The following is a 24,631-nucleotide window of genomic DNA, read 5'->3' on the forward strand; positions in this document are numbered from 1 at the left end:
CAACCTCCTTACTCTTTATTCTACAAAATCAATACTATTATTTCTAATTTTTTTTCAAAAGAAACCACCTAAAAACAGGTAAATCATACGATTCCGTTAAATATTTCACCATTTTGCCACAACTGCTAAGAAAATAGCTTTGTTAAATAATCTCGTTCATTTTGTCCTACATACCAATGAAGCAAAAATCAATAGCATCGTATAATAGAGCCAAGAAAACAAAAAGGGCTTTCATAGAAATTTCCTTTTCTATCGAAAGCCCTCTATTTTTAATAATCTATCTTTCTTCATTTAAGCATAAGAATGTAAGCCTGCAAGTACAAGATTAACAGCGATTAAATTAAACATAATAATTCCAAAGCCAATCAAAGCTAACCAAGCAGATCGCTCTCCTTGCCACCCTCGTGATAAACGTAAGTGCAAGAATGCTGCATAAAATAGCCAAGTAATGAGTGCCCACACTTCTTTTGGATCCCATCCCCAAAAACGTGTCCAGGCTATTTGCGCCCAAATCATCGCAAAGATTAAGGCACCAAGCGTAAAGATTGGAAATCCAATAAGAACGGAGCGATAACTAATTTCATCAATTAAATCTAAATTTACATTTTTCACAACGGGCTGAATAAAAGCCGCCACCCGTTTTCGTACAATTAATCGGAATAGACCATATAAAATAAAACCTGCTCCAACAGACCAAACAACCGTGTTAAGCTTTTTAGCATTAATAATGGCTGGTACTTCAATAAGTGGTTTCATCTGATTTTCATCAGCTAGTGTCCATTCATTCGGCCCGATTAGCGATGGAATATGATACTCTAACTCCGCTTCAGCTCCTTTTTTATCGACCCAAGTTATACTTTCCTTATACCCCGTCATCGCAAAGGTGGAGCTCACAATAACAAAGCCAATGGTACACATTAAAGCAAACATCACAACTTCTAACCAAAACGTACGCTTATTAGAGCGTGTTTGATCAACAGACTTTACTAAATAGATAATGGCTGCTACAAAACTAATGGCTAATACAGCTTGTCCTAATGCGGCTGTTGTGACATGAATATGCAGCCAATCGCTTTGAAGTGCTGGAATCAATGGCGAAATTTCTCTTGGAAACATACTTGCATAGGCAATAATAACGATAGCAACTGGTAAAGCAAACAAACCAAGTGCTGGCGTTTTATAAATGAAATAAATCCATATAAACGCTCCTACTAGCATCATTCCAAAGAAGGTTGTAAATTCGAATAAGTTACTAACTGGAGCGTGCCCAGCTGCCACCCATCTCATAATAAAGTAGCCAATTTGAGTAACAAATCCGATAATCGTAATCGTAATGCCCAGTTTCGCCCATTTATTTTGTTTCTTCTCTTCTGCCCCTTTTTTATCTTGGATAGATCCTCCGAACAGAAAAGTAGCAATTAAATATAAAAAGAACGAGGCATATAGAAGATTTCCACTTAGCTCAGCCACTTATTTCCTCCCCCTTATTAGAGAATTTCTCCTCATTCAGTTGATCTGTAGGTTCAAAAAGAGGTGTTGTCTGCACGACTAGTGCAATATCCCGCTTCAAACCGTGCCAGTTTTTATTTGTATGTCCGGCTATCCAAATTTCTTCCCCTTTTCGTTTCACCCAAATTCGGCGATGATTCCAATAAGCCCCTTGAACGACACCAATCATAAAGATGATTCCACCCGCAAATAAAATACCTAATGTTAAATCCTTACGAACTGTAAGTGCTGTCGCATTTCTCGTTTCAACACCAGCAAATGCCATTTTGTATACGTTTTCTCCTGCCGGCTCGATATTTTCTCTAATAGCGACAAAGCTCACTTCACCTTCAGGCTTATCCGGTGTAACCATTTTAAAAATAAAAGCAGGATTATTAGGTATTCTTGTTTTCGTTGTTGGTTCGCCATTTTCCTTAAACTCAAAATCTGGGAAATAACTCATTAACTCCACAGAGTATCCCTTTTTGAGCTGATAGGAAGGTTTCGGATCATTTAAATCAATCGTTAATGTACCAAACTTCTCTTCGGTCTTCTTATCCATTAAGTAAAAAGACATTTTACTAAACTCATTAAGCTTGTAATCTACTTGATACAAGGCGTAATGATCGTGTTTTAACGGCTCATTCACCTTAATTTCAAAGTCTTTTACTTTTTGGAGCTGCGGCTTTTCACCAGGAAGTACTTCTCCTTCCTGCTTATACAAAGTCACATTCGATTGATAATTTTTAGCAATCGCCGTTCCTGTTTTCTCAATCGCTTTTACAAATGCTTCGTCTTCTTTATTCCCTTTATCGTATACTTCAAAAATAAAAGCATTGTTTTTCAAGTAATATTCTCCGTTTGTCCCCGGAATTTCTTTCATTTCCCCCTCGCGAAGCCATACTACTTTATCTACGTACATGCCTGGAACTGATCGAAGCAGACCACCTATTAAGAAGATAATTAATCCAATATGATTTACATAAGGACCCCAGCGGGAAAAGCGACCTTTTTCAGCTAATATATTCCCATTTTCCTCACGAATCCGATAACGCTGTTTCTTTAAGCGTTCCGTAATTTGTTCAAGATTCACTTCTTGATTCGATACATTCGTTATTCCGAATATACGCTGTCGTTTCATAAAACTATCATGACGAACTACTTTTTGATTTTTTAATGAACGATAAAGTGGAAAAAAGCGGTCAATACTAGCGATTAGAATTGACATCCCCAGCATCCCAATAATCACTAAATACCACCAAGAGCTATACAAATTATGAAAGCCTAAAAGATAATACAATTTCCCGAAAGCGCCGTATTCTTGTTCATAATATTCTGAAGCTGGGATAGTACTTGGAATGTAGGTTTCTTGCGGAAAAATAGTACCGATTGACGATGCGACGAGCGCAATGACAATAAGTGATACCCCAACCTTTACAGAGGAAAAAAAGTTCCAAATCTTATCAATGATTGATTTATTATACGTTTGTGATCGCCTTGCACTGCCTTCATACCGCATGTCTAAAAGCTTATTTTCATTTTGACGATTCCCCACTGCTTTACCGCATGCCTCACATAAAATTGTGCCGGTCGGGTTCACATGACCGCATTCACATTTCAATTCATCCATACCAAAAACTCCCCATTATTATGGTTTAATTTTCTCCATATGTTGTTGAATTTTTGCTTCTGTTAAACTTCCGGTAATCCTATCAATCACTTTTCCTTCTTTATCTATTAAAAATGTAACAGGAAGTGGATCGACACGATAAGCTACTTGAACCTCTTGCCCTTTATCAATCATAACCGGAAAAGAGAGATTATGTCTTGAAACAAAACTATTTACAGCATAGTTTGATTCGCCAACATTAACGGCCAGTATTTGCACCCCTTGATCTTTATAGGCGTGATATTGATTCTCCATATAAGGCATCTCATATTCGCATGGCTTACACCACGTACCCCAAAAATTCAACATCACGCCTTGACCTCTATAATCAGATAATTTATGTTCGTTTCCATCCATATCCGTTAACACAAAGTTAGGGGCTTCTGAGCCCATTTGTATTTGATTAGCTGTATCTTTTGTAAAATTCGTATAAAGCGCATACACTAAAGCTGCACCTAAAAGTAAAAGAATGACTGTTCTCATCATTAGGCGTCGCTTCTTTTTATCCATACAAATCCCCCTAAAGCCACGCAAAATTCTTTCTTAACATTACATTATCGACCAACACGACAATAACGTTTTTATGTTTAAAGAGTAGATGACAAACATGTTCTATTTAATTAAAGCTCTTCATTATCATCTTTTCTTTCCTTCATTTAAAGCAAGAGCTCTCATTTGTTTCACTTCATGCGGCGTTAATTCTCTCGCATCACCCGCAGATAAGCCATGTAGTGTCAAAAAGCCATAGCGCTCTCGCTTTAGTTTCAGCACAGGGTGACCAATAGCATCAAACATTCGACGAACTTGACGATTTCGGCCTTCGTGAATCGTAATTTCTACAATCGCCGTCTGCTTTCGTTTATCAACCGACAGCACTTTTGTTTTCGCCGGAGCTGTTTTTCCGTCTTCAAGCATAACTCCTCTTTCTAATTTTCTTAAATTTTCCCGAAGTGGAATGCCCTTTACTTTTGCTACGTATACTTTGTCCACCTCGTGCTTTGGATGCATGAGTACATTTGCAAATTCCCCATCGTTCGTTAGCAGCAATAAACCAGATGTATCATAATCAAGACGACCAACTGGATAAATTCTTTCCTCAACATGTGGGAAGTAATCCGTCACTACTTTGCGATTTTTATCATCTGCTACTGCCGAAATAACACCGCGCGGCTTGTAAAATAAGAAATACACAGGTGCTTCCTTTTGCAGGGGTACTTCATTTACCTCTATTCGATCATTCGGCCCTACTTTAACCCCAAGCTCTTTCACAACCGTTCCATTCACCTTTACTCTTCCTTCTTTGATTAACTCTTCTGCTTTACGACGTGAAGCTAACCCAGCATGGGCAATCACTTTTTGCAGTCTTTCCATCTATTCTCACCTCATAATAATTCTGTTTTCATTGTATATTTCAACACAATCATACAATTATTACATAGTGTGATGCAAAAACAAAAGGTTTTTTATAATCGTGATTACTCTGAGTGTAGCATAGCTCCACTTTTTATTCCAAAATTATGTATTTTATGTAAAATATTATAAAAATAAAATAAAACAGAGCGTAAGAGTCGCTCTGTTTGTTACTTACTGCATTCCAAATACAAAGCTAACAACTAGAATAGCAGCTATAATTCCTATTAAGTCCGCTAGCAGCCCAACTTTTAAAGCATCCCCCATTTTCTTAATCCCAACAGCGCCAAAATAAACAGTTAGCACATAAAACGTTGTATCTGTACTTCCTTGAATCGTTGCTGCAAGTCGTCCAATAAAAGAATCAGGTCCATATACGGAAATCAAGTCACTCGTCATCCCCAGAGCAGCTGTTCCGGAAATCGGTCGAATAATCGCAAGCGGTACAATTTCTGCCGGAACATGCAATAAAGCAAGTACAGGCTTCACAAAGCCTATCATATAATCTAATGCCCCGGAAGCACGAAAGACGGAGATAGCAACAAGCATCCCTACTAAAAAGGGGATAATGGAAAAAGCCATCGTAATACCTTCTTTTCCGCCTTCAACAAATGTTTCATACGTCGGAACCTTCTTAAACGTTCCGTACAGCAAAATTGTACAAATCAGAAGTGGAATGAGCCAAACTGAAATCGTTGTGATCCAAGCCATGCTACTCCCTCCCGTTCCGCTTTCTCCTATAATAAAAATATCGGTCAATCATAATCGCACCTACGGCGGATATAGCCGTCGCCATAATAGTTGGGAACACAATATCAGTTGGATTACTTGAGTTATAATTCATTCGAATCGCAATAACGGTCGTCGGAATAAGCGTAATACTTGACGTATTAATCGCTAAAAACGTAACCATCGAACGACTTACTTTAGCTTGGCCGCCATTTAACTCTTTCATTTGTTCCATCGCTTTAATTCCAAGCGGTGTCGCTGCATTGCCTAAACCAAATGTATTCGCCATCATATTCGATAAGATATAGCCCATTGCTGGATGATTTATCGGTATATCAGGAAACAGCCATCTCATCAGAGGACGAAATAAGAAAGATAATTTTTCAAGCAATCCTGCACTCTCGGCAATTTTCATTAAACCGAGCCAAAAAACAAGAATGCTCATAAGTCCTATACTTAGGGTAACTGCTTCCTTTGCACTAACAAATAACGCTTTATTTACCTCATCCATCGTCCCATTAACAATAGCAAATAAAACACCAATCACCGTCATACCAACCCAAATATAATTAACCATAGCGCTTCATTCCTAACACGGATTGAAACCAATTCAACCAAGATGCCCCGAATGATTCCTGCTTAAATGTCTCCTGTGATTGTCCATAAAAAATCGTACGTGTACCGATTTTTTCGCCATTTAAGTAAATATGAGCTTTCCCCACAATTTCAGGAATCCTCTCTCGCTCATCCCATTCTTTTTTCGGCTTTAATAACTTAATTTTGACCTCAACTTGCTCTTGTTCCTTTTTTGTTAATGGGTACGTAAATTCATTTTTAATATATACATGTTTGTTATAGAACTTTACATTAAGATTAGATAAAACCCCTTCCTGTAACACCGTAGTCGGTTTATACGCTTTAAAAGCAGACTCATACATATGAATATGGTCATTCCAATCATCTGGGGCATTGATTGTAACAGCAATTAAGTCATGTCCTTTTTTTGTTGCTGTCGTTACAAGCGTTCTTTTCGCAAGCTTTGTGTACCCTGTTTTCCCCCCTGTAGTATATTCATATAATTGTGTAAGCAATCGATTTTTATTTTTCCAGACATAGTCCCAGCCTTCTGTAGAGTTTGGGGCACGATGCTCTTTTGTCCCCGATATTTTTGCATATGTTTCATTTTGCATGGCATAACGGGTAAGCAACGCCATATCATAGGCCGTGGAATAATGATTTTCTGTCGTATCTAGTCCATGCGGATTGGAAAAATTGGTGTTCTTCATCCCAATCTCCTCTGCCTTTTGATTCATCATCCAAACAAATCCATCAAAGCTCCCTCCAACTTTCTCTGCAATCGCTACAGCTGCATCATTACCCGAACGAAGCATCAACCCATATACAAGGTCTTCCAGTTTAATCTTTTCTCCTTCTTTTAAATATAAAGACGACCCTTCTGTACCCGCTGCATTCCCGCTTACCGTTACAATTTCATCTAACTCCCCTGATTCAATCGCAAGAATTGCCGTCATAATTTTTGTAATACTCGCAATCCGCCTTTTTTCATGTGCATTCACTTCATAGATGACTCGACCACTCGTTTCATCCATCAAAATCGCACTGCGAGCACTAACATCTATCCCTTGAGTCGTTGCTTTTGTCGGAAAGTAAGCTATCAATAATAGGATTACGATACAAACGATCGCTAAACCTCTCACTTTAGCCTGCATGAATTCCCCTCGTTCCTTCTCATGTCTTTGTACAAGTCTATGCAGAAGGACAAGGGTTATGATTAGAAAACGTACCTCTTTTCTTCTTTTTCGTCAGGCTTTAGTGAATATTATGGTTGCTCATACAATTTTTGAGCCTACTATATAAAAACTCGGTTCCATACATCTTTCATCATAGCCTTTTCTTTAAGCTATGTTATGGAATTAAACCGTTAATACGGTTTCCAAACTAATTTCTTTGCCTCCATAAAGCGATTCTCTGTTTGCGGCCAATTTACGATATTCCACCATTGATCCACATAAGCTGCCCGGTTATTTTTATATTGTAAATAGTACGCATGCTCCCATACATCTAGGACAAGAATCGGAATGGTATCCCACTGCGTTAAATTCATATGCCGTTCCGACTGAAGAACCTCAAGTCTCCGAGTACGCGGCACCCACACTAATAATGCCCACCCCACACCTTCCACTTGTTTAGCAGCCTCGCTAAACTGCTTCTTAAAGCTTGCGAAGTTACTAAAATCCTTCTCTATTTGTTTCAGTAACGCTCCTTTTGGCTGGCCGCCTCCCTTCGGACTCATCCCCTCCCAAAATAACGTATGTAAATAATGTCCTGACCCATGAAAAGCAGCTTCCCTTTCCCAATGCTTTAATAGTGAATAATCATTTGTCTCTCTTGCACGCTTCATCATCAGTTCCGCTTTATTTAGTCCGTCTACATAGGATTGATGATGCTTGTCGTGATGTAAGCGCATAATTTCCTCAGAGATAGCAGGCTCTAGAGCATTATAAGGATAAGGAAGCGGCGGCAGTGTATGTTTCCCTATCGGAACAGATTGATTGATACGGCTTCTAGTATTTCTGTTCATTAAATCATTAATTTCCCGGAAAGCGAGGGTTACTTCCTTCTCCACCTTTGTCATCTCTTCCTTTGTGGCATCATCCTTTTGTAATTGGCGTGATAACTGAGACAACCTGTTAAGCTGCTCCAAAACATGTTGTTCTGTCAGACGATTTTTTTCTAAAAAACCTGTCATTTCCGTAACCCAAGCTTGTACCTCTTTCGCATAGTCCTGAATTTGTGACATCTCAATCGCTCCTTTTCTAATCAAATTCTCTCTCATTTGTAGATATGAAAAAAACAGTAACTTATGCAAAGATTTTTGAATGCTTTTAACTTCTCTTTTAATTAGAGGCTTAAGCTGCACCTATACAACTTTGTACAAAAAAACAGCGAGGACTACGCTCCCCGCTGTTTTTTTGCCTTATTTAGATTGCATCATTTTCGTTCGATAATCCGTTTCATAAAACTCTAATTCCTCACGCATCGCCTGAAATCCACTCTCTAACTCTTTTAAAATCGCTGGAATGGAATCAGGTACAGCTTCATGAAACTTAATCGAATTTCTTCCTGTGTACGCGGCACGACTATCTTCATACCAACAGTCAGATTTAGGGGAAAAATACTCTTCAATACATTGATGATAAATTTTATATAGCGTTTTTTCGGCTGCTGCTTTATTAAAGATTTCGTTATGAAGAATAATTTGACAAACTTCTAAACCTTCTTCACAACCAACAAGCAATCTACGAAGAGTTGAAAGAATTCCTTTATAATAACTTTCTCCACCGCTTCGTTCTTCTTGAAGCTTAGAATACGTTATTTCATTTAAAAAATCTTCGAGCTTGGCTACCGTTGTTTCTAAAAAGATTTGTACATCTTTAAGCTGAGATTTTACAATAGTATTCCCCATTCGAGAACCCTCCTCAAATCGCTTCAGTATTTATTCGTTTTTTCCATATTATCACAATTACATATAAAAAGGTTATTCAATTGTTTGCTGAAATTTTTCAAAAAATAAATCCGCTTCTTCATTTTCATAGCCTTCATCTATCGGGTCAGCGATTGGCGGTAATTCTTCTAAGGAATTTAAACCAAAATAATCTAAAAATTCCTTCGTTGTTCCATATAAATAGGCTCTGCCCGTTCCTTCTACTCGCCCAACCTCTTTAATCAGTGCTTTCGAAACAAGTGTCTGAATAGGTCTCTCCGTCTTCACTCCACGAATATCTTCAATCTCCGTTCTTGTAATGGGCTGCTTATAAGCAATGATGGCTAATGTTTCTAACGCTGCTTGTGATAAGCTATGTGAACTAGTAGATTCCACGAGCTTTTTTAAATACTCAGAATGCTCTTGTTTGGTAACTAACTGAAACACACCGGCCATTTCAACAAGCTGAATGCCTCGTTCTGCTTTTTCATAATCCTCTTTTAAACTTTCAATAAGATCCGTTGCTTGATACTCCGTGATTTCGAGGACAGAAGCCAGTTGTGCAATCGACAATCCAACGTCTCCTGAGGCAAAAAGCAAAGCTTCTACAATTCCCTTCCATTTACTACTCTCCAACTTACTCTACACCTTCCTTAGCGGTAATTACTATATCCGAAAAGTTGTCATCTTGTTTGACGACAATGTCGTTCTGTTTCATCAATTCAAGCAAAGCCAGAAACGTAATGACAATATGTTCTTTCACAGGCTCTGAAAACAAATCATAAAAACGCTTGCTGCCCTTTGTCGTTCTTAAGTCAGATAAAATTTCAGCCATTCTTTTGTCAATAGAAAGCTCTTGTTTGGTTACTTTTGTGTATACAGGCTTTTGTAGCTTTTGTCTTCGAAGCAGCTTTTGCAGTGCCCCAAGCATGTCATAGAGACTAATATTTAAATCTTGCGGTCCACTTAATGCATCCTTTGCATACTGCGACAAGTCGCTTGGCGGCCGTGTAAACATTAAACTTCGCTCTTCTTCCAATGTTTTAAATTCAAGAGCGGCCTGTTTATACTTCTTATACTCTAACAGCTTTTCAACAAGTTCATCACGTGGATCAGCTTCAAATCCTTCATCCTCAGCATCAAAAATAGGCTCTTCTTCGTGCTTTGGCAGCAGCATTTTGCTTTTAATCGCAAGAAGCGTAGCCGCCATCACTAAGTACTCACTGGCAATATCCAGTTCAAGATGCTGCATCGTATGAATGTAACCAAGATATTGATCCGTAATTTCAGCCATTGGAATATCATAAATATCTATTTCAAGGCGATTGATTAAATGAAGGAGTAAATCCATCGGACCTTCAAAAGCATCAATTTTTATATTATAACTCATTTTCAAACCCCGCATTTAAATCAATTTAGCCCATTATTGTGCTATTGTTATTAGTCTCAGTATAGAGGATTCCAGAAGTTTGTCCAAGTCCCATCCTAACTATGAAACTGAAATCTTTCTTTCGTAGTTTTTATAATACTAGGCCTTTGCCCAATCATATTCTTCAAATTTACATAACCTAGAAATGTAATAACAAGTAAGCATTCAAAGGAGGTACTTATATGGGTAATGTAGGATTTCACGGTGGCGGTTTCGCGTTAATCGTAGTATTGTTCATTTTATTAATAATCGTTGGTGCATCTTGGTTTTAATCAACCGTCGTAAACTTGGCTGATTGTTCTGCAATCAGCCTTTACTATTTTGAATGATTGTACATACAGTGTAACTTCCATCAGTGGAGGCTTACTGCCCGTTAAGAGTGGGATAAACTTAATAAGAACACACGCTGATAAAAAATCACGCATTATATAACGCTGTCAATCAATAATATTGTTTACCATAATCTAAGAAATCGCTTATGATAAAATGAAAATATTATACCTACAAAGGAGGATAAGATTGAACTATCCTAATGAATATATATCGTTCTTAGTTCACTTTCATGGTGATCGAGATTACTTCGAGTGTCATGAAATCCTTGAAGAATACTGGAAAAAAGTAGCTCCAAGAGAAAAAGACTCGCATTGGGTCGGGCTAATCCAAATCGCTGTTGCCTTGTATCATCAACGGAGAGGAAATATTCCTGGTGCAATTCGAACAATCTCAAAAGCCATTAACAATTTAGCAGCTCATACGATAGAATTACAGCAACTCGGCTTAGAGGTAGACGAACTTTTACACTTGCTTGAATATACTCGCAAGCGAATGATGAATCACCAGCCGTATGAAAGCATCCATCTCCCATTACGCGATAAACAACTCATTCAGCACTGTATTAAAGAATGCCGTAAAGCAGGGTTCACTTGGTGTAATGACAGTGACCCTCATAATCTTCACATTATCCATAAGCATCTTATGCGTGATCGTTCAGAAGTTATCCAAGAGCGGGAACGACAGCGAATCATTCGTATACGTAAAAACAGAGGCTGACGAAATCGTCACCCTCTGTTTTCACACTTCCCTAGAAAAGCCCCCGTATACTCATTTGCTTTTAATTCTTTATCAGAATAAACCTCTTTTAAAGCTTGAATCATCGATTTTCCGACACCTTGTTGACGAAATGCAGGGTTAACAGATATATGATGAATCTCAATTGAATTCGTAAAAATTTCAGCTCCTACTAAACCGATAATGTCTTCATCTTTCCAAAGAAATAATTGCCAGTTTTCGTTCGTTTCATAATTCTTCATTGTTTGCTGAAGCTGTTTAATATCTCTTTCATCCGGCATAAAAGACAATAAACCCATAGCAAACTTCTCATACATCTTTTTATACTTAATTAACATATTATCCCTCGTTACCAAATAACGTTTTGTTATTTACTTAATGATTTCGGCGATTCCGTTTCGCATTCAAGAGCTCATCTATGACATTACTATCATACATAAAAATTCAATCTGTTTCAATATCCCCCAAATGTCCTTTATCTACTGCTCAAACAGATTTGCCAAAATAGTAATTCTTTCCTTACTCCGCTTTAGATAATTACGTATAAAACGAGGGGTTCGTCTTCTAAAAATCATTTGATTAATCATATTATTGATAAATTTCACTTGCAATTCTCCTTGTCTTTTACTACATTTGAGGAGTGAATTTAAATGATAAACAGAATGTTGCTTTTGTATAATACATTCGTCTATATAGACGAAGGAGGAAAAACAATGAATCAAAAACTAATGAAAAAGTGGTTTATTTTAACGATTATGCTTTGTATGCTTGCTCCATATAAAGCGTTCGCTGATGTAGCCGTTGGAGAAATGATTGTAACCCTTGGTGAAAATCTAACACCCGAACAAAAAAACACATTATTAGCAGAAATGAAGGCTCCACAAGATGTACAAACGATTACAGTTAGCAATGCGGAAGAACATGAATATTTAGGAAGCTATATTTCAAAAGCCTTAATCGGTACAAAGGCGATTTCATCTTCTGCTGTAACATTCGAACAAGCTGGGACAGGATTAAAAGTCGAATCGAAAAATATTAACTGGGTAACCGACGAAATGTATATTAATGCTTTAGCAACAGCTGGGGTAAAAGACGCTACAATTTATGTTACAGCCCCGATTCCGGTATCTGGAACCGCTGCTTTAACAGGAATTATTAAAGCATATGAAGTTTCTTCTGATAAAGTAATTCCCGAAGATGTCAAACAAGCGGCAAATGAGGAAATGGTTACAACGGCAAAACTTGGCGATGAGATTGGTACAGAGCAGGCCGCTGCTTTAATGACAAAGATCAAAGAAGAAATGGCAGCCAATAAACCGGAAACACCAGAGGAGCTTCGGACAATTATTGATTCCGCTGCTCAGGACCTTAATATCACCTTAACAGAAGAACAGGTTCAAAATTTACAAGATTTATTCAATAAATTAAAAGAATTAAATATTGATTGGAACGCTGTAGGCGATCAATTAACAAAAGCAAAAGAAAAACTGGATGTCTTCCTTGAATCGGAAGAAGGTAAATCTTTTATTGATAAAATTAAAGAGGGATTTGCTAACTTAATCGAAGCAATTAAAGCGTTGTTCCAATAGGTTTATCCTGCACTTAACGCAATCACTTACTTAATAACGATGAAATTCTATAAATATTGCACAAAAAGGATCGATCAGGCAAGCACTTGCCTGATCGATCTTTTTTATGATGCCTATATGTAAGCATCACGCCAGTTTCCTCTTAATATTTTAGAATTCAAGCTTAACCTTTTCAGCGTCACTTATTTTTTCTTCTTTTTCATTAAAAACATCGCTCGTCGTAATCTCAATGAAGTCAATTTTAGACTTTTTAATGATAAAACCTACATTCCCCTTTTTTGTTTCATTTGCTCCAATTTCTCCATTTAACTCTTCAAGGTAAATATCATCTTCCCATGTCTTTTTTTCACCTGAACTTGTACTAACGATTGCCGCCGGTGCAAATTTAAGAGGTGTATCCGATGTATTCTTTATTTCTGCGAACATTTTCACAAAATCAAACTCTTCGTCGTGTGTGTAAGAATGAAAGAAATCAATCAAACCGTAATCTGGTTTAAAATGAAGAATTTTTGCTTCTCTTATTGTCAATTCAATTGAATCTATTTTGTATGTTTGGCTGTCATTTTTTATTGCCTGTAATGTTAATTCACCTCTTTTATCTCGAAAGGATTCCCCTACATCTTGTATGAATCTGTCATCCGATACTTGAGGATTAAGAATATAATCATTATAGTAACTAGGAATTGTATTGGAGGAATTTGTTGTATCGGATTGATTTTCTGCAGCAACAGATTGTTCAGTATTGTTATTTGAACAACCTATTAGTAGAAGAGATAATGATATAAATAGAAAAATTGCTTTTTTCATACTAGAGCTCCCATCCGTTTTTTACTAAAGATTCCCATTGTTCAAAATATAACAATGGGAACTTTTTTATTGCAAAGTCTAGTCCATCCAAAATGAAAAGGAACGATTTTGAAGATTTTTATAACCCAAGGCTGATTAAGACATTTGTACGGTTGTTATTATTTATCATTAATAACAACTTTAGATTTAAGTAAGTCAAAGATCATTTTAGCATGATCTGTATTATCGACTTGTCCCGCAAATTTTTCACTTGATGGTCCGAAAGCATAGACTGGTACGTCTTCACCTGTATGTCCGCCAGTTGTCCATCCAGTGTGTGAACGTTCATTAAAAATGTTTTCAATGGCATTGTCGATGTTTGTATAGTTTTTAGTTTCAGCTGCAGTTTTAACAGATTGAATTTCTTTGTCCGTTAAATCGAGATCAATATATTGTTTTAATGTCCCCTCAACGCTTGCTCCATCTATAATTTGTTGAGCCATGAAATCAGGGGTGCGTTTTGCTGCTTTGATTGGTTTGCCAAACCAGTTATAGATTCCGTCAGCACCAATTGAATAGCCCCCTGTAGAGTGGTCGGCAGTTGCAACAACTAGTGTATGCTTATCCTTTTTAGCAAATTCGATAGCTGCTTTAAATGCTTTTTCGAAGTCTTCCATCTCACTCATTGCACCAACGATATCGTTGTCATGTCCAGCCCAGTCAATTTGACTGCCTTCAACCATTAAGAAGAAACCGTCTTTATCTTGCTTTAAACGATCAATTGCTGATTGTGTCATGTCCTCTAATGATGGTATATCTTTTTCACGGTCAATCATTTTAGGCATACCGGTTGGAGCGAATAAACCAAGAATTTGTTCATCCTTATTCTTTAATAAATCGTCACGATTTGTCACATAGCTATATCCATCTTTTTTAAACTCATTTACAAGATTTCGATCTTGACGTATAAAAAGATCTGTTCCTCCGCCTAACAGAACATCTACTTTATGTTTTCCGTTAATTAGCTCGTCATAATAATCATCAGCAATGGCATTCATATTTTTACGGCTAATATCATGTGAACCAAATGAAGCAGGTGTAGCGTGAGTAATTTCTGATGTTGCAACAAGTCCCGTTGCTTTTCCTTTTTCTTTTGCTGCTTCTAAAACCGTTTTCACTTTTGTTTTGTCATTATCCACCGCAATGGCATTGTTGTACGTTTTAATACCAGCTGACATAGCCGTTGCTGCCGAAGCTGAATCTGTTACATTTTGAGCTGGATCTTCTGGGTATGTCATTTGCTGACCTACTAAATATTGATCAAAAGTCGTTTTTTCTGCAAATTTTGTAGCAGGATCATCTTTAAGGTAACGATGCGCCGATGTATAAGATACACCCATTCCATCTCCAATAAGGAAAATGACATTTTTCACTTTAGCCTTATTTTGATTTTTCCCTTTTGCTTCAGCAGTTGAAACAGATCCCGTAAAACTTGTAAAAGCTAATGATGAAACGACTGCAAAAGGTAATAGTTTCTTTTTAAAATTTTTATTAAACATTTTTTCCCTCCCCCTATTGTCTACAAGTTTTATCATATTTTACTAGTATTAAGGGCTTGTTAAGGAAAGGTTCAGATATTGTAAAATACATAACTCAATTCGGACAATAGTTATTTTCCAGATTTAGATTTAATCAAATTTATATATACAAAAAAGTACACCACTATATCGTGATGTACTAAATTATTATTAAAGTGTATGTGTTCGAGTACGTTTCTTTTTTGATAGACTATATTATTTACAATCGACCACTTCATGAAGAGCCAAATCAAGACGAACAAGATCTTCATATGTTTCACGCTTAATGACTAAACGGGCTTCCCCATTCTCTACAAACACAACAGCTGGTCTTGGAATCCGGTTATAGTTATTCGCCATACTATAGCCATAAGCTCCTGTACAGAAAACAGCTAACACATCGCCGCGGCCTGATTTCGGTAAAGGTAAATCCCAAATTAGCATATCGCCGCTTTCGCAGCATTTACCCGCAATTGCGACCGTTTCTTCTACTTCATCTAATGGACGATTGGCTAAAACAGCATCATATTTTGCTTCGTATAAAGCCGGACGGATATTATCGCTCATTCCTCCATCAACCGCTAAATACTTTCTTACTTCTGGAACTTCTTTTTCTGAGCCAACTTGATATAAAGTCACACCAGCATCGCCGACTAATGAACGGCCTGGCTCAATCCAGATTTCCGGCATTGTTAAATCTGAATCTGCAATTTGCGCTTGCACTTCACGCACAATTTCTTCTACATATTGTGAAGCTGGTAGTGGTTCGTCTTCCTCTGTATAACGAATGCCAAAACCACCGCCTAAGTTCAATACCGTTGGCTGATAGTCAAAAGCTGCCTGCCAATTTCTCAATTGACCGATAATCTTTTGAGCAGCTAGTATAAAGCCTGTTGTTTGGAAGATTTGAGAGCCGATATGACAATGTAAGCCTAACACTTCAATCCAATTACTTTTTAACGCTTGGCGTAATGCAGATTCCGCTTGTCCATTCATTAAATCAAAGCCAAACTTAGAATCTTCCTGACCTGTTAAAATATAATCATGCGTATGCGCTTCAATCCCTGGCGTCACACGAAGTAAGATCTTCACCTTTTGTTCGCGCTTTGCACAAATTTCTTCTAATAACTCAAGTTCAGAAAGATTATCTACGACGATACAGCCAATTTGATAGTCTAACGCCATATGTAGCTCTTCTTCACTTTTGTTATTCCCATGGAAATGAATGCGATCTGTTGGAAAATTCGCTTTAATCGCTGTATATAGCTCTCCTCCAGATACAACATCTAACGATAAACCTTCTTGCTCTGCAACTTGAATCATAGCAATCGATGAGAATGCTTTACTTGCATAAGCAACCTGCGCTGCAATTCCTAATTCCTCAAACGTCTTTTTAAACCCTCTTGCTCGTTCGCGAACTAGCGCTATATCATACACGTATAACGGTGTTCCATATTGTTTCGTAAGTTCAATCGTATCGACCCCGCCAATCTCAAGATGTCCTAAGTCATTGACGCGCCCAGTTCCGTACAAATGCATCTTTGTTCCACCTTTCTCCCTTTAAAAAGCGATGTCGTATAACAAATGAGGCAGACCTATAAAAGAACCAAATCGAATCTTGGCTCAATTCTATAGTCAGCCTCATGTTATTTCAGCTTTCGCGCTTTTCGAATAAAATTAAATTACCATAACTTTTCGACAACATCAACCATTAGATTCAGGTGGCTGGCGATACTTATCTCGCGGATGCACAACACTCGGTCTTAGGATGGAGCCTGGAACTGGTCTTCTAAATAAAATATGAGAAAAAGCTTTTGGATTAAAAGGTAAAAATGGCCATAGATATGGTGTGTTAAATGCCTTTATACCCGCTATCAAAATAAAGTATAAAGCGAAACCTATCATTAAACCCGGCACCTTAAATATGGCGACTAAAGCAAGTATGGCTAAGCGGGCCATTTTATTGGCAACCCCTAGTTCATAACTTGGTGTCACAAATGTACCTACCGTTGCTACGGAGGCATATAGAATCACTTCAGGAACAAATAATCCAACGTCTATCGCAATTTGCCCGATTAATACGGCTGCAACTAAGCCCATTGCGGTTGCAAGTGAGGTCGGAGTATGTATGGCGGCCAATCGTAAAAATTCAATCCCTATTTCAGCTATAAAAATTTGTACAACAATCGGAATTTTCGTTTTATCATTCGGTCCGATAAATTCCAGCTTTTCTGGTAATAGTCCTGGGTCAAGAACAAATAAAAACCAAACTGGCAGTAAAAATAATGAGGCTGCAATTCCTATGAAACGCATCCATCGAACAAATGTCCCTACCGCTGGAGACTGCCTAAATTCTTCAACATGCTGCATATGATGAAAAATCGTTGTCGGTACTAAGATAACACTCGGTGAAGTATCAACATAGACTACAACATGACCTTCTAAAAGATGGGCAGCTGCTATATCTGCTCGTTCTGTATAACGAATAAGCGGATAAGGATTGTAGCTCTGCCTCACGATAAATTCCTCTACGGTTTTATCAGCCATCGGCAAACCGTCCAATTTAATGCTATTCAATTCCTTACGAATAACATCTATTAAATCAGCATCTGCAAGGCCATCTATATAAGCAAGTGCGACGTCTGTTTTAGATCTTTCACCTACTTTTAACATTTCAAAGCGCAGTCTTTCATCTCGAATTCTTCTTCTTGTTAATGCGGTATTAATCACAATATTTTCAATAAAGCCATCACGCGATCCACGAACTACTTTTTCTGTGTCTGGCTCATCCGGCTGACGACCCGGATAAGTTCTGACATCTACCACATATCCTATTGGTGTCCCGTCAACCACGATGACAATTAAACCTGAGAGAACTTGATCAACAAGTTCATCCATCGTCTCAATCGGTGTAACCTGTTGGTGAGTAATTCTGTTTTCTACGATTTCTGCTACTTTCGATGTTGCACGTTCTGTATCATTACAATCCACCAATTCTTCTAGAATCTCAACAATCAAAGCCGAATCGACGAGACCCGTTACATAATACATATGAACATCTTTCTTTAAAATCTTTATCTTTCTTACGCCTATATCATAACTTTTACCCAGCCCTACTCTTTCTTTCATATAGGCTTCTACATCTGATACTTTACTAGAAATCGGTATCATGTTCTTTTTGCTTTCTGAACTCATAGTTACCGCTCCTTTCTAATATGATTTCCACAGCCATTCTCGTAATCGGTGCACCCTTTTTATAATCATCTCGATGTGACATTTTGCCAATATCTCCAATCCCAACGACAATAGGTGCCTTCAACTCATCTATTATATAAACAGTGTCCCCTGTAATTTTCCCTAATTCAAATTCCTCTACTCCATACTTATCGACTCCATTCGGTGTTAAATTGCCATCACGGTCAATACATACATCTACCTTCGTCCATTCCTCCCTTCTCGTTTTTGAGGCAACCGCAATAATGCCCAGAACTTCAATGGAAGGATCATTAGCAACATAGCGCATTGCCCGTTCACCAGCGCCTTCTCCTACATAGCCGCTATCATCAAACATTACTAATACGGGATCATTCTTTGCTTGTTGAATAAGGCGAACAAGTTCTGCTCCAGAACAAGTAGTTGGATTTCCTTGTGACATCGAAATACAGCGACCTCCAATTTCACGAGCAACAAGCTCTATAGCCCTTTTTGCATAAATATCGCCGTCTGTTATCAAAATCACTTTTCTCTTCTGTCCCATCCAATGTCTTCCTTTCAGTACCAAGTTCCTTTATAAATCCACATAATAAATCCACTGAAATAAGGAGCCAATGATTTTCCCCAACACAAGCGCCATCATTAAATAAATGACTTTTTCTTGAATGCCCATTCGTTTAGCAAGAATCGGAAATACATTTAACACCTCTGTTAATGCAGCCGCCAGCATACCGTTGAAAATGCCATCTGCAAGACCAATCGGCACCAACAGCCACTTCGTCCAAAAAAGCTTAACTTCTTGCAACCCAAGCCACGTCCCAATCACAACGCCTGCAATAATAGCCGCTTCATAATAATGAATAAACTGCATCGTTTTTGTAAGCTGAGTTAATCTCGGAATAACTCCTAACACGGTTACAAATGCTACAAAGCCCGCTCCAACCGCAAAACCGCTCGCAAGACCAATAAAGAGACCGAATACAACTTTACCGGTTATCAAGATGACGATTACTTTCCTTATTTTCATTCATGATGACGTATTGATCTAAATCTTGCTGATAGTTAAACATCTCCACTTCGAGCGGACTCGGCTCTTCATTAAAGCGCTTTTTAAAGAAGTGATTAAAAAAGAGAATCATCCCAATTCCAAGGCCGAAACTGTACGGAATTTGAATAAGCAACGGCTTTCTATCCTCTCTCCCAGTAATTAGTGTAAAGAGCTTTTGATGCACTTCCCCCATGCTGACATCTACATGAAAGTTCATAATCGTCATGCCAGCCCCAAGGAATAACAACAACCAAACAGCGGTAAAAGCTAAAAAAGAAACTTTTTGTTTTTCATAGATTACTTCAATAATTGTCTGAGATGGACCAAATGTTTGAATTTCTATAGACTGATCAATCGCTTGAATAGCTTCAATAACCTGAACCAAATCGATAATAATAATATTTTTATCTTCGTGTGTTACAGTAAGTAGAACCTCTTCTTCAATTTTTTTTACCTGCTCATCATCTCCAATAAATTTCGCAACATCTTTCAGCCTCACTTGTTGATTTTTCTGTACGTGTACTCGATTTCGCATTCTAAGATAAATCAAATCCATTGCTTTCACATCCAGACCGTTAATTTTCTCCTATATGTAGTATGGATTGGAAACTAAGTGAAAATGCAGAAAGAAATAGATAACCAATAATTAACAAATAAGTTCCACTTCTTAGTTGTGCTAAATAGTATTGAACAAACAACATAAATGAAAGACCACATGAATCAATGATTCATGTGGTCTTTCATTTGTTGTAAAATTTTCTTTTCCAGCCTAGATACTTGAACTTGAGAAATCCCAAGTCTCGAGGCTACCTCAGACTGTGTTTGATCTTTATAGTATCTTAGAAATACAATTAACCGCTCTCGTTCATCCAGTTCATGAATCGCTTCTTTTAAAGCAATCTGATCAAACCATTTCGTGTCACTTTGATCCGCAATTTGGTCCAACAGCGTAATCGGGTCGCCATCATTTTCATATACGGTTTCATGTATTGAAGATGGATTACGATTAGCCTCTTGCGCTAAAATAATATCTTCTGGGGAAAGCTCCAAATGTTCAGCTATCTCATTCACAGTCGGAACACGTCCATATGTTTTTGAAAGCTCTTCTTTAGCACGGCGGATTTTATTAGCCATTTCCTTTAAAGAGCGACTTACTTTAACTGTACCATCATCCCGAATGAAACGTTGAATTTCACCAATAATCATCGGTACAGCATATGTTGAAAACTTGACTTCAAACGATAAATCGAATTTGTCAACAGACTTTAGTAAACCGATACAACCAATTTGATATAAATCATCTGGTTCATATCCTCTATTTAAGAAACGCTGAACAACGGACCATACTAACCGTAAATTGCTTTGAACAATTAAATCGCGCGCTTCTTGGTCCCCGCTCTGGCTGCTTCGGATTAGTCTCCGCAATTCTTCGTCTTTTAAATGGACCTGGTCTTTTTTTATTTTCCCGTTCTTAACCTCCACATCCATAGGCAAGTCTCCTTAATTGCACAACGCTTTGTTTCTCGCTAAGTGCTTTTTTAATCGTATAATGGTGCCTTCGCCTTGATGAGAAATCACATGAATTTCATCCATAAAGTTTTCCATAATCGTAAAACCCATACCGGAACGTTCAAGCTCGGGTTTTGTCGTAAAGAGTGGTTGCTTCGCTTCCTCTACATCATCAATACCGATACCCTCATCACGAATTGTCAGCTCAATAGTGTCTCCATCTAAGATAACTGCAATATAAATCACACCATTTGGGTCATTTTCATACCCATGAATAATCGAATTCGTAACCGCTTCCGATACAACCGTTTTAATCTCTGTTAACTCATCCATTGTTGGATCCAGCTGGGCAATAAATGCTGCAACGGTAATTCTAGCAAAGGATTCATTTTGACTTAATGCTGAAAATTGAATTTCCATTTTATTTTTCATCATTTACGCTACCCCCAGTCTTTGCAAAGCGTTCTTTTCTGATCGTTCTACTTTCACAATTTTAAACAACCCGGACATTTCAAATAACCGCTTTACAGCTGGGGAAATTGCGCAAATAACCATTTCCCCTTTGTTTTTCTGAATTTGCTTATAGCGTCCTAATATCACACCAAGTCCTGAGCTATCCATAAAATGAAGCTCTTCCAAATTCAATACAATATGTTTTATCTGGTGTTTTTGAATCGCATTTTCTGCTTGTGTACGTAACGCTTCCGCCGTATGATGATCTAATTCTCCATTGAGGCGAATTAATAATACGCCATTCTTTGCCTCCATTTGAATAGCAAGACTCACACGAAACAGCTCCCTTCTCTCGTTTCTATATGAGTCAAATTCTCGTTTTCTTTACTATTTTCCTTCTTATAGGCAAAAGTAGTGTTCATTCGCCTAAACTAGTACATTTATGTGTGGATATGACATTTTATGCTATTTTGTTTGTGAAAACATGCCGAATGCACGCTTATACAACTGCCACCAACTAGCCTCCTTCACCGCTTCTTTAGCAATAATCGGTGATTCTACGTATACTTTTCCATCCTTCTTCAATTGAAGCGTACCAATCTGATCCCCTTTTTTAATCGGTGCTTTTAAGTCTTTATTTATCATAATTTTCTTTGTAAAGTCTTTAGCTGTACTTCCTTTTTTCGTCAAAATCGAAATGGGTTCACTTGTTACACCTGTAACTAGCTTCGACTCTCCTTTGCTCACTTTAGCTTCAGCTAGTTTTTCATCCTTTTTATAAATTGGATGAGTTGTATATTGTGCAAAAGCATAATCTAACATTTTAGTCACTTGAGCATTACGTTCTTTTGGAGTAGAGGCCCCAAATACAACTGCAATTACACGCATATCTCCTTTTTTAGCAGTAGCCGTTAAACAATACTTTGCTTCTGCTGTATATCCTGTTTTTAATCCATCTACACCTGGATAAAACTTTACTAGTCGATTGGTGTTGACCAGCCAAAACTTCTTATCTGTATCTTCACGAAGATAATCTTCATACGTACTCGTAAACTTCGTAATTAATGAATATTTCAATAATTCTTTTGCCATAACAGACATATCGTGGGCTGAGCTATAGTGATCAGCTACTGGAAGGCCTGTTGCATTTTGAAATTTTGTATTTTTCAAGCCTAGCTGTGCGGCCTTTTCATTCATCTTCTTCACAAACGCTTCTTCTGATCCTGCTAGTCTCTCTGCCATCGCTACCGATGCATCATTAGCTGAACCAATCGTAATCCCTTTGAGCATTTCTTCGGTTGTCATTTCTTCTCCTGGCTCAAGGAAAATTTGTGAACCACCCATGGAAGCCGCATATTCACTTGTTCGGACTTTTTCTTTTAAAGAAAGCTCTCCTTTTTCAATCGCTTCCATAATTAATAACAACGTCATAATTTTTGTCATGCTAGCAGGGGAAAGCTTTTCATCCGCATTTTTATCGTATAAAACCGTTCCCGTATCTCGTTCAATCAAGATGGCTGATTTTGCATTTTCGGCTAGCTCTACTTCTTTTTTTTCTACGGCTTGTGCATAAGGAATTGTCAAGCCTGTTGTTAATAATATCGTTAAACATAGAGAAAGAATCCGCTTCATCTCCATACCCTCCATTCTGTATAGCATTTATTTTTACCACTAAATCCAAATTTATACAGAAGCTATTTTAAAAGTTACGCTATATTAAACAATATTGTTGATGGAACGATTTGGGTATCATTGGATTCAACCGAGCCCACGTTTATAAAGAAATAAATAAAAAGAACACCTCAACTATTGAGATGCCCTTTTGTCACTATATTTACTATACAATCTCTTTATAAATAAGTGTCGGTTTCGATACTCGTTCTTTAGAAATGGAGATGTGATTATATAACTTTTCCTTAACAGCTTTTATATCTTCAACATTGCTGTAAATGGTAACAAGTGATTCACCTTGCTCAACATAATCACCAATTTTCTTACGAAGCACTAAGCCAACCGCTAAGTCAATTTCAGACTCTTTTGTCGCCCTTCCTGCACCTAGCAGCATAGCCGCTGTACCTATCTCATCCGCTACAATTTCAGAAACATAGCCGGACTCTTTTGCTTGAAGTTCATAAACAAAGGATGCTTGTGGAAGCTTTTCAGGATGATCAACGACCGAACCATCGCCACCTTGAGCGATTAGAAATTTTCTAAACGTTTCAAGTGCAGAACCGTCTTGAATAGCTTGTGTCAATCGTGCCCTTGCTTCATCTAAAGAGCTTGCTTTTTTCGCTAAATAAACCATATAACTTCCCAGTGTTAAAGAAAGCTCAGTTAAATCCTCAGGGCCTTGACCTTTCAGTGTATCAATGGCTTCTTTCACCTCAAGTGCATTCCCAATTGCAAAGCCAAGCGGCTGACTCATATCAGAAATAACAGCCATTGTCTGGCGACCAACATTATTCCCAATTTGAACCATCGCATTAGCCAATGCCTCCGAGTCCTCGAGGGTTTTCATAAAAGCCCCTGCACCTGTTTTCACATCGAGAACAATCGCGTCGGCACCCGCTGCAATCTTTTTACTCATAATCGAGCTTGCAATCAACCCCATACTATTAACCGTTGCAGTAACATCACGAAGCGCATAAAGCTTTTTATCAGCCGGCGTTAAATTTCCACTTTGACCGATGACAGCCAATTTATTTTTGTTTACAAGTTCAATAAATTGTTCATTTTCTATTTCAACATGAAAGCCAGCAACTGCTTCTAATTTATCTACAGTTCCACCTGTATGACCTAAACCACGTCCTGACATTTTCGCTACAGGCACTCCGACAGAAGCAACCAATGGCCCTAATACGAGCGTTGTCGTATCGCCGACCCCGCCTGTAGAGTGTTTATCAACCTTAATTCCTTCAATCTTAGATAAGTCAATTTGATCACCTGATTGAACCATTGCCATCGTTAAATCCGCACATTCTCTTTCCGTTAGCCCTTGAAAATATACAGCCATCGCCCAGGCGCTCATTTGATAATCAGGAAGCGAACCATCGGTAAAACCTTGAATAATAAACGTCATTTCTTCCGTTGTTAACTCGTGTCCATCCCGCTTTTTTTCAATCAAATCTACCATTCTCATCTGAAGTTCCTCACTTTCG

General features: G+C 37.9%; 27 protein-coding genes. 3 read left to right on the forward strand and 24 right to left on the reverse strand.

The window, feature by feature from the left end; genetic code table 11:
• Window positions 1–291: 291 nt before the first annotated feature.
• The 11 genes from ccsB to D1953_RS01580 all read right to left on the reverse strand — a co-directional run bounded on the left by ccsB (window position 292) and on the right by D1953_RS01580 (window position 10,191).
• Window positions 292–1,470 (reverse strand): c-type cytochrome biogenesis protein CcsB, encoded by a 1,179-nt coding sequence (gene ccsB, locus D1953_RS01530; RefSeq protein WP_119115382.1) that lies wholly within the window; start codon window positions 1,468–1,470, stop codon window positions 292–294.
• Window positions 1,463–3,118, reverse strand: coding sequence for a cytochrome c biogenesis protein ResB (gene resB, locus D1953_RS01535; protein ID WP_119115383.1), 1,656 nt, complete (start codon window positions 3,116–3,118; stop codon window positions 1,463–1,465). The genes ccsB and resB overlap by 8 nt, the downstream gene beginning before the upstream one ends.
• Before the next feature lie 18 nt (window positions 3,119–3,136).
• Window positions 3,137–3,667, reverse strand: coding sequence for a thiol-disulfide oxidoreductase ResA (resA, locus tag D1953_RS01540; RefSeq protein WP_119115384.1), 531 nt, complete (start codon window positions 3,665–3,667; stop codon window positions 3,137–3,139).
• Between the two features lie 126 nt (window positions 3,668–3,793).
• The gene (gene rluB / locus D1953_RS01545) at window positions 3,794–4,528 is read right to left on the reverse strand and encodes a 23S rRNA pseudouridine(2605) synthase RluB (RefSeq protein WP_119115385.1); all 735 of its coding nucleotides are present in this window, start codon (window positions 4,526–4,528) and stop codon (window positions 3,794–3,796) included.
• A gap of 213 nt (window positions 4,529–4,741) precedes the next feature.
• Window positions 4,742–5,278 (reverse strand): spore maturation protein, encoded by a 537-nt coding sequence (locus D1953_RS01550; protein ID WP_119115386.1) that lies wholly within the window; start codon window positions 5,276–5,278, stop codon window positions 4,742–4,744.
• Window position 5,279: 1 nt separating this feature from the next.
• Window positions 5,280–5,873 carry a nucleoside recognition domain-containing protein gene (locus D1953_RS01555; RefSeq protein ID WP_119115387.1) on the reverse strand — a complete coding sequence of 198 codons (594 nt, stop codon included), beginning with the start codon at window positions 5,871–5,873 and terminating at the stop codon, window positions 5,280–5,282.
• Window positions 5,866–7,026, reverse strand: coding sequence for a D-alanyl-D-alanine carboxypeptidase family protein (locus tag D1953_RS01560; protein ID WP_119115388.1), 1,161 nt, complete (start codon window positions 7,024–7,026; stop codon window positions 5,866–5,868). Before D1953_RS01560 ends, D1953_RS01555 begins: the two co-directional genes overlap by 8 nt.
• A 212-nt stretch (window positions 7,027–7,238) precedes the next feature.
• A complete protein-coding gene (locus tag D1953_RS01565; RefSeq protein WP_119115389.1) occupies window positions 7,239–8,117 on the reverse strand; it encodes a superoxide dismutase in 879 nt (292 codons plus the stop codon).
• Window positions 8,118–8,294: 177 nt separating this feature from the next.
• Entirely contained in the window at window positions 8,295–8,783 is a 489-nt protein-coding gene (locus tag D1953_RS01570) for a YpuI family protein (protein WP_119115390.1), read from the reverse strand.
• Window positions 8,784–8,855: 72 nt separating this feature from the next.
• Window positions 8,856–9,437, reverse strand: coding sequence for an SMC-Scp complex subunit ScpB (gene scpB, locus D1953_RS01575; protein WP_119115391.1), 582 nt, complete (start codon window positions 9,435–9,437; stop codon window positions 8,856–8,858).
• Window position 9,438: 1 nt separating this feature from the next.
• Window positions 9,439–10,191, reverse strand: a complete 753-nt coding sequence (locus D1953_RS01580; protein ID WP_119115392.1) for a segregation/condensation protein A — start codon at window positions 10,189–10,191, stop codon at window positions 9,439–9,441.
• 221 nt (window positions 10,192–10,412) lie between these two features.
• On the opposite strand from D1953_RS01580, the gene D1953_RS01585 reads away from it, so the two are divergent.
• The gene (locus D1953_RS01585) at window positions 10,413–10,502 is read left to right on the forward strand and encodes a YjcZ family sporulation protein (RefSeq protein ID WP_119115393.1); all 90 of its coding nucleotides are present in this window, start codon (window positions 10,413–10,415) and stop codon (window positions 10,500–10,502) included.
• A gap of 247 nt (window positions 10,503–10,749) precedes the next feature.
• Window positions 10,750–11,280 carry a DUF309 domain-containing protein gene (locus D1953_RS01590; RefSeq protein WP_245979822.1) on the forward strand — a complete coding sequence of 177 codons (531 nt, stop codon included), beginning with the start codon at window positions 10,750–10,752 and terminating at the stop codon, window positions 11,278–11,280.
• An 8-nt stretch (window positions 11,281–11,288) separates the two neighbouring features.
• Here D1953_RS01590 and D1953_RS01595 read toward each other — a convergent pair whose 3' ends face one another.
• The gene (locus D1953_RS01595) at window positions 11,289–11,636 is read right to left on the reverse strand and encodes a GNAT family N-acetyltransferase (RefSeq protein ID WP_119115395.1); all 348 of its coding nucleotides are present in this window, start codon (window positions 11,634–11,636) and stop codon (window positions 11,289–11,291) included.
• Between the two features lie 390 nt (window positions 11,637–12,026).
• Between D1953_RS01595 and D1953_RS01600 the strand changes: the two genes are divergently transcribed.
• The gene (locus D1953_RS01600; RefSeq protein WP_119115630.1) at window positions 12,027–12,887 is read left to right on the forward strand and encodes a DUF1002 domain-containing protein; all 861 of its coding nucleotides are present in this window, start codon (window positions 12,027–12,029) and stop codon (window positions 12,885–12,887) included.
• 150 nt (window positions 12,888–13,037) lie between these two features.
• Here D1953_RS01600 and D1953_RS01605 read toward each other — a convergent pair whose 3' ends face one another.
• The 12 genes from D1953_RS01605 to D1953_RS01660 all read right to left on the reverse strand — a co-directional run bounded on the left by D1953_RS01605 (window position 13,038) and on the right by D1953_RS01660 (window position 24,612).
• On the reverse strand, window positions 13,038–13,694 hold the full coding sequence (locus D1953_RS01605; RefSeq protein WP_119115396.1) for a hypothetical protein: 657 nt from the start codon (window positions 13,692–13,694) through the stop codon (window positions 13,038–13,040).
• A gap of 158 nt (window positions 13,695–13,852) precedes the next feature.
• Window positions 13,853–15,232 (reverse strand): alkaline phosphatase, encoded by a 1,380-nt coding sequence (locus D1953_RS01610; RefSeq protein ID WP_119115397.1) that lies wholly within the window; start codon window positions 15,230–15,232, stop codon window positions 13,853–13,855.
• Window positions 15,233–15,466: 234 nt separating this feature from the next.
• The gene (gene lysA / locus D1953_RS01615; protein WP_119115398.1) at window positions 15,467–16,789 is read right to left on the reverse strand and encodes a diaminopimelate decarboxylase; all 1,323 of its coding nucleotides are present in this window, start codon (window positions 16,787–16,789) and stop codon (window positions 15,467–15,469) included.
• Between the two features lie 165 nt (window positions 16,790–16,954).
• Window positions 16,955–18,445 (reverse strand): spore germination protein, encoded by a 1,491-nt coding sequence (locus D1953_RS01620; protein ID WP_119115399.1) that lies wholly within the window; start codon window positions 18,443–18,445, stop codon window positions 16,955–16,957.
• A complete protein-coding gene (gene spoVAEA, locus D1953_RS01625; protein WP_119115400.1) occupies window positions 18,405–19,007 on the reverse strand; it encodes a stage V sporulation protein SpoVABEA in 603 nt (200 codons plus the stop codon). The genes D1953_RS01620 and spoVAEA overlap by 41 nt, the downstream gene beginning before the upstream one ends.
• Before the next feature lie 30 nt (window positions 19,008–19,037).
• Window positions 19,038–19,460, reverse strand: coding sequence for a stage V sporulation protein AB (locus tag D1953_RS01630; protein ID WP_119115631.1), 423 nt, complete (start codon window positions 19,458–19,460; stop codon window positions 19,038–19,040).
• Window positions 19,450–20,067: a stage V sporulation protein AA gene (locus tag D1953_RS01635; RefSeq protein ID WP_119115401.1), complete on the reverse strand. Its 618-nt coding sequence runs from the start codon at window positions 20,065–20,067 to the stop codon at window positions 19,450–19,452. The genes D1953_RS01630 and D1953_RS01635 overlap by 11 nt, the downstream gene beginning before the upstream one ends.
• 164 nt (window positions 20,068–20,231) lie before the next feature.
• Window positions 20,232–20,999 (reverse strand): RNA polymerase sporulation sigma factor SigF, encoded by a 768-nt coding sequence (sigF, locus tag D1953_RS01640; RefSeq protein WP_119115402.1) that lies wholly within the window; start codon window positions 20,997–20,999, stop codon window positions 20,232–20,234.
• Between the two features lie 12 nt (window positions 21,000–21,011).
• Window positions 21,012–21,452, reverse strand: coding sequence for an anti-sigma F factor (gene spoIIAB, locus D1953_RS01645; RefSeq protein ID WP_119115632.1), 441 nt, complete (start codon window positions 21,450–21,452; stop codon window positions 21,012–21,014).
• A 3-nt stretch (window positions 21,453–21,455) separates the two neighbouring features.
• Window positions 21,456–21,806, reverse strand: a complete 351-nt coding sequence (spoIIAA, locus tag D1953_RS01650; RefSeq protein WP_119115403.1) for an anti-sigma F factor antagonist — start codon at window positions 21,804–21,806, stop codon at window positions 21,456–21,458.
• Window positions 21,807–21,938: 132 nt separating this feature from the next.
• The gene (locus D1953_RS01655; RefSeq protein ID WP_119115404.1) at window positions 21,939–23,105 is read right to left on the reverse strand and encodes a D-alanyl-D-alanine carboxypeptidase family protein; all 1,167 of its coding nucleotides are present in this window, start codon (window positions 23,103–23,105) and stop codon (window positions 21,939–21,941) included.
• Window positions 23,106–23,310: 205 nt separating this feature from the next.
• Window positions 23,311–24,612: a pyrimidine-nucleoside phosphorylase gene (locus D1953_RS01660; RefSeq protein WP_119115405.1), complete on the reverse strand. Its 1,302-nt coding sequence runs from the start codon at window positions 24,610–24,612 to the stop codon at window positions 23,311–23,313.
• Window positions 24,613–24,631 lie beyond the last annotated feature (19 nt).

The sequence above is a fragment of the Peribacillus asahii genome, from assembly GCF_003570725.1.
GTDB classification, from domain to species: Bacteria; Bacillota; Bacilli; order Bacillales; family DSM-1321; genus Peribacillus; species Peribacillus asahii.

Coding starts and splice junctions, on each gene's coding strand:
- D1953_RS01585 (WP_119115393.1), top strand. CDS start 10,413: ATGGGTAATGTAGGATTTCACGGTGGCGGTTTCGCGTTAATCGTAGTA.
- D1953_RS01600 (WP_119115630.1), top strand. CDS start 12,027: ATGAAAAAGTGGTTTATTTTAACGATTATGCTTTGTATGCTTGCTCCA.
- D1953_RS01550 (WP_119115386.1), bottom strand. CDS start 5,278: ATGGCTTGGATCACAACGATTTCAGTTTGGCTCATTCCACTTCTGATT.
- D1953_RS01610 (WP_119115397.1), bottom strand. CDS start 15,232: ATGTTTAATAAAAATTTTAAAAAGAAACTATTACCTTTTGCAGTCGTT.
- rluB (WP_119115385.1), bottom strand. CDS start 4,528: ATGGAAAGACTGCAAAAAGTGATTGCCCATGCTGGGTTAGCTTCACGT.
- D1953_RS01660 (WP_119115405.1), bottom strand. CDS start 24,612: ATGAGAATGGTAGATTTGATTGAAAAAAAGCGGGATGGACACGAGTTA.
- D1953_RS01565 (WP_119115389.1), bottom strand. CDS start 8,117: ATGTCACAAATTCAGGACTATGCGAAAGAGGTACAAGCTTGGGTTACG.
- resB (WP_119115383.1), bottom strand. CDS start 3,118: ATGGATGAATTGAAATGTGAATGCGGTCATGTGAACCCGACCGGCACA.
- resA (WP_119115384.1), bottom strand. CDS start 3,667: ATGGATAAAAAGAAGCGACGCCTAATGATGAGAACAGTCATTCTTTTA.
- spoVAEA (WP_119115400.1), bottom strand. CDS start 19,007: ATGGGACAGAAGAGAAAAGTGATTTTGATAACAGACGGCGATATTTAT.
- D1953_RS01620 (WP_119115399.1), bottom strand. CDS start 18,445: ATGAGTTCAGAAAGCAAAAAGAACATGATACCGATTTCTAGTAAAGTA.
- D1953_RS01655 (WP_119115404.1), bottom strand. CDS start 23,105: ATGAAGCGGATTCTTTCTCTATGTTTAACGATATTATTAACAACAGGC.
- D1953_RS01595 (WP_119115395.1), bottom strand. CDS start 11,636: ATGTTAATTAAGTATAAAAAGATGTATGAGAAGTTTGCTATGGGTTTA.
- D1953_RS01635 (WP_119115401.1), bottom strand. CDS start 20,067: ATGGATTTGATTTATCTTAGAATGCGAAATCGAGTACACGTACAGAAA.
- sigF (WP_119115402.1), bottom strand. CDS start 20,999: ATGGATGTGGAGGTTAAGAACGGGAAAATAAAAAAAGACCAGGTCCAT.
- D1953_RS01605 (WP_119115396.1), bottom strand. CDS start 13,694: ATGAAAAAAGCAATTTTTCTATTTATATCATTATCTCTTCTACTAATA.
- spoIIAB (WP_119115632.1), bottom strand. CDS start 21,452: ATGAAAAATAAAATGGAAATTCAATTTTCAGCATTAAGTCAAAATGAA.
- D1953_RS01560 (WP_119115388.1), bottom strand. CDS start 7,026: ATGCAGGCTAAAGTGAGAGGTTTAGCGATCGTTTGTATCGTAATCCTA.
- lysA (WP_119115398.1), bottom strand. CDS start 16,789: ATGCATTTGTACGGAACTGGGCGCGTCAATGACTTAGGACATCTTGAG.
- D1953_RS01555 (WP_119115387.1), bottom strand. CDS start 5,873: ATGGTTAATTATATTTGGGTTGGTATGACGGTGATTGGTGTTTTATTT.
- D1953_RS01580 (WP_119115392.1), bottom strand. CDS start 10,191: ATGAGTTATAATATAAAAATTGATGCTTTTGAAGGTCCGATGGATTTA.
- D1953_RS01570 (WP_119115390.1), bottom strand. CDS start 8,783: ATGGGGAATACTATTGTAAAATCTCAGCTTAAAGATGTACAAATCTTT.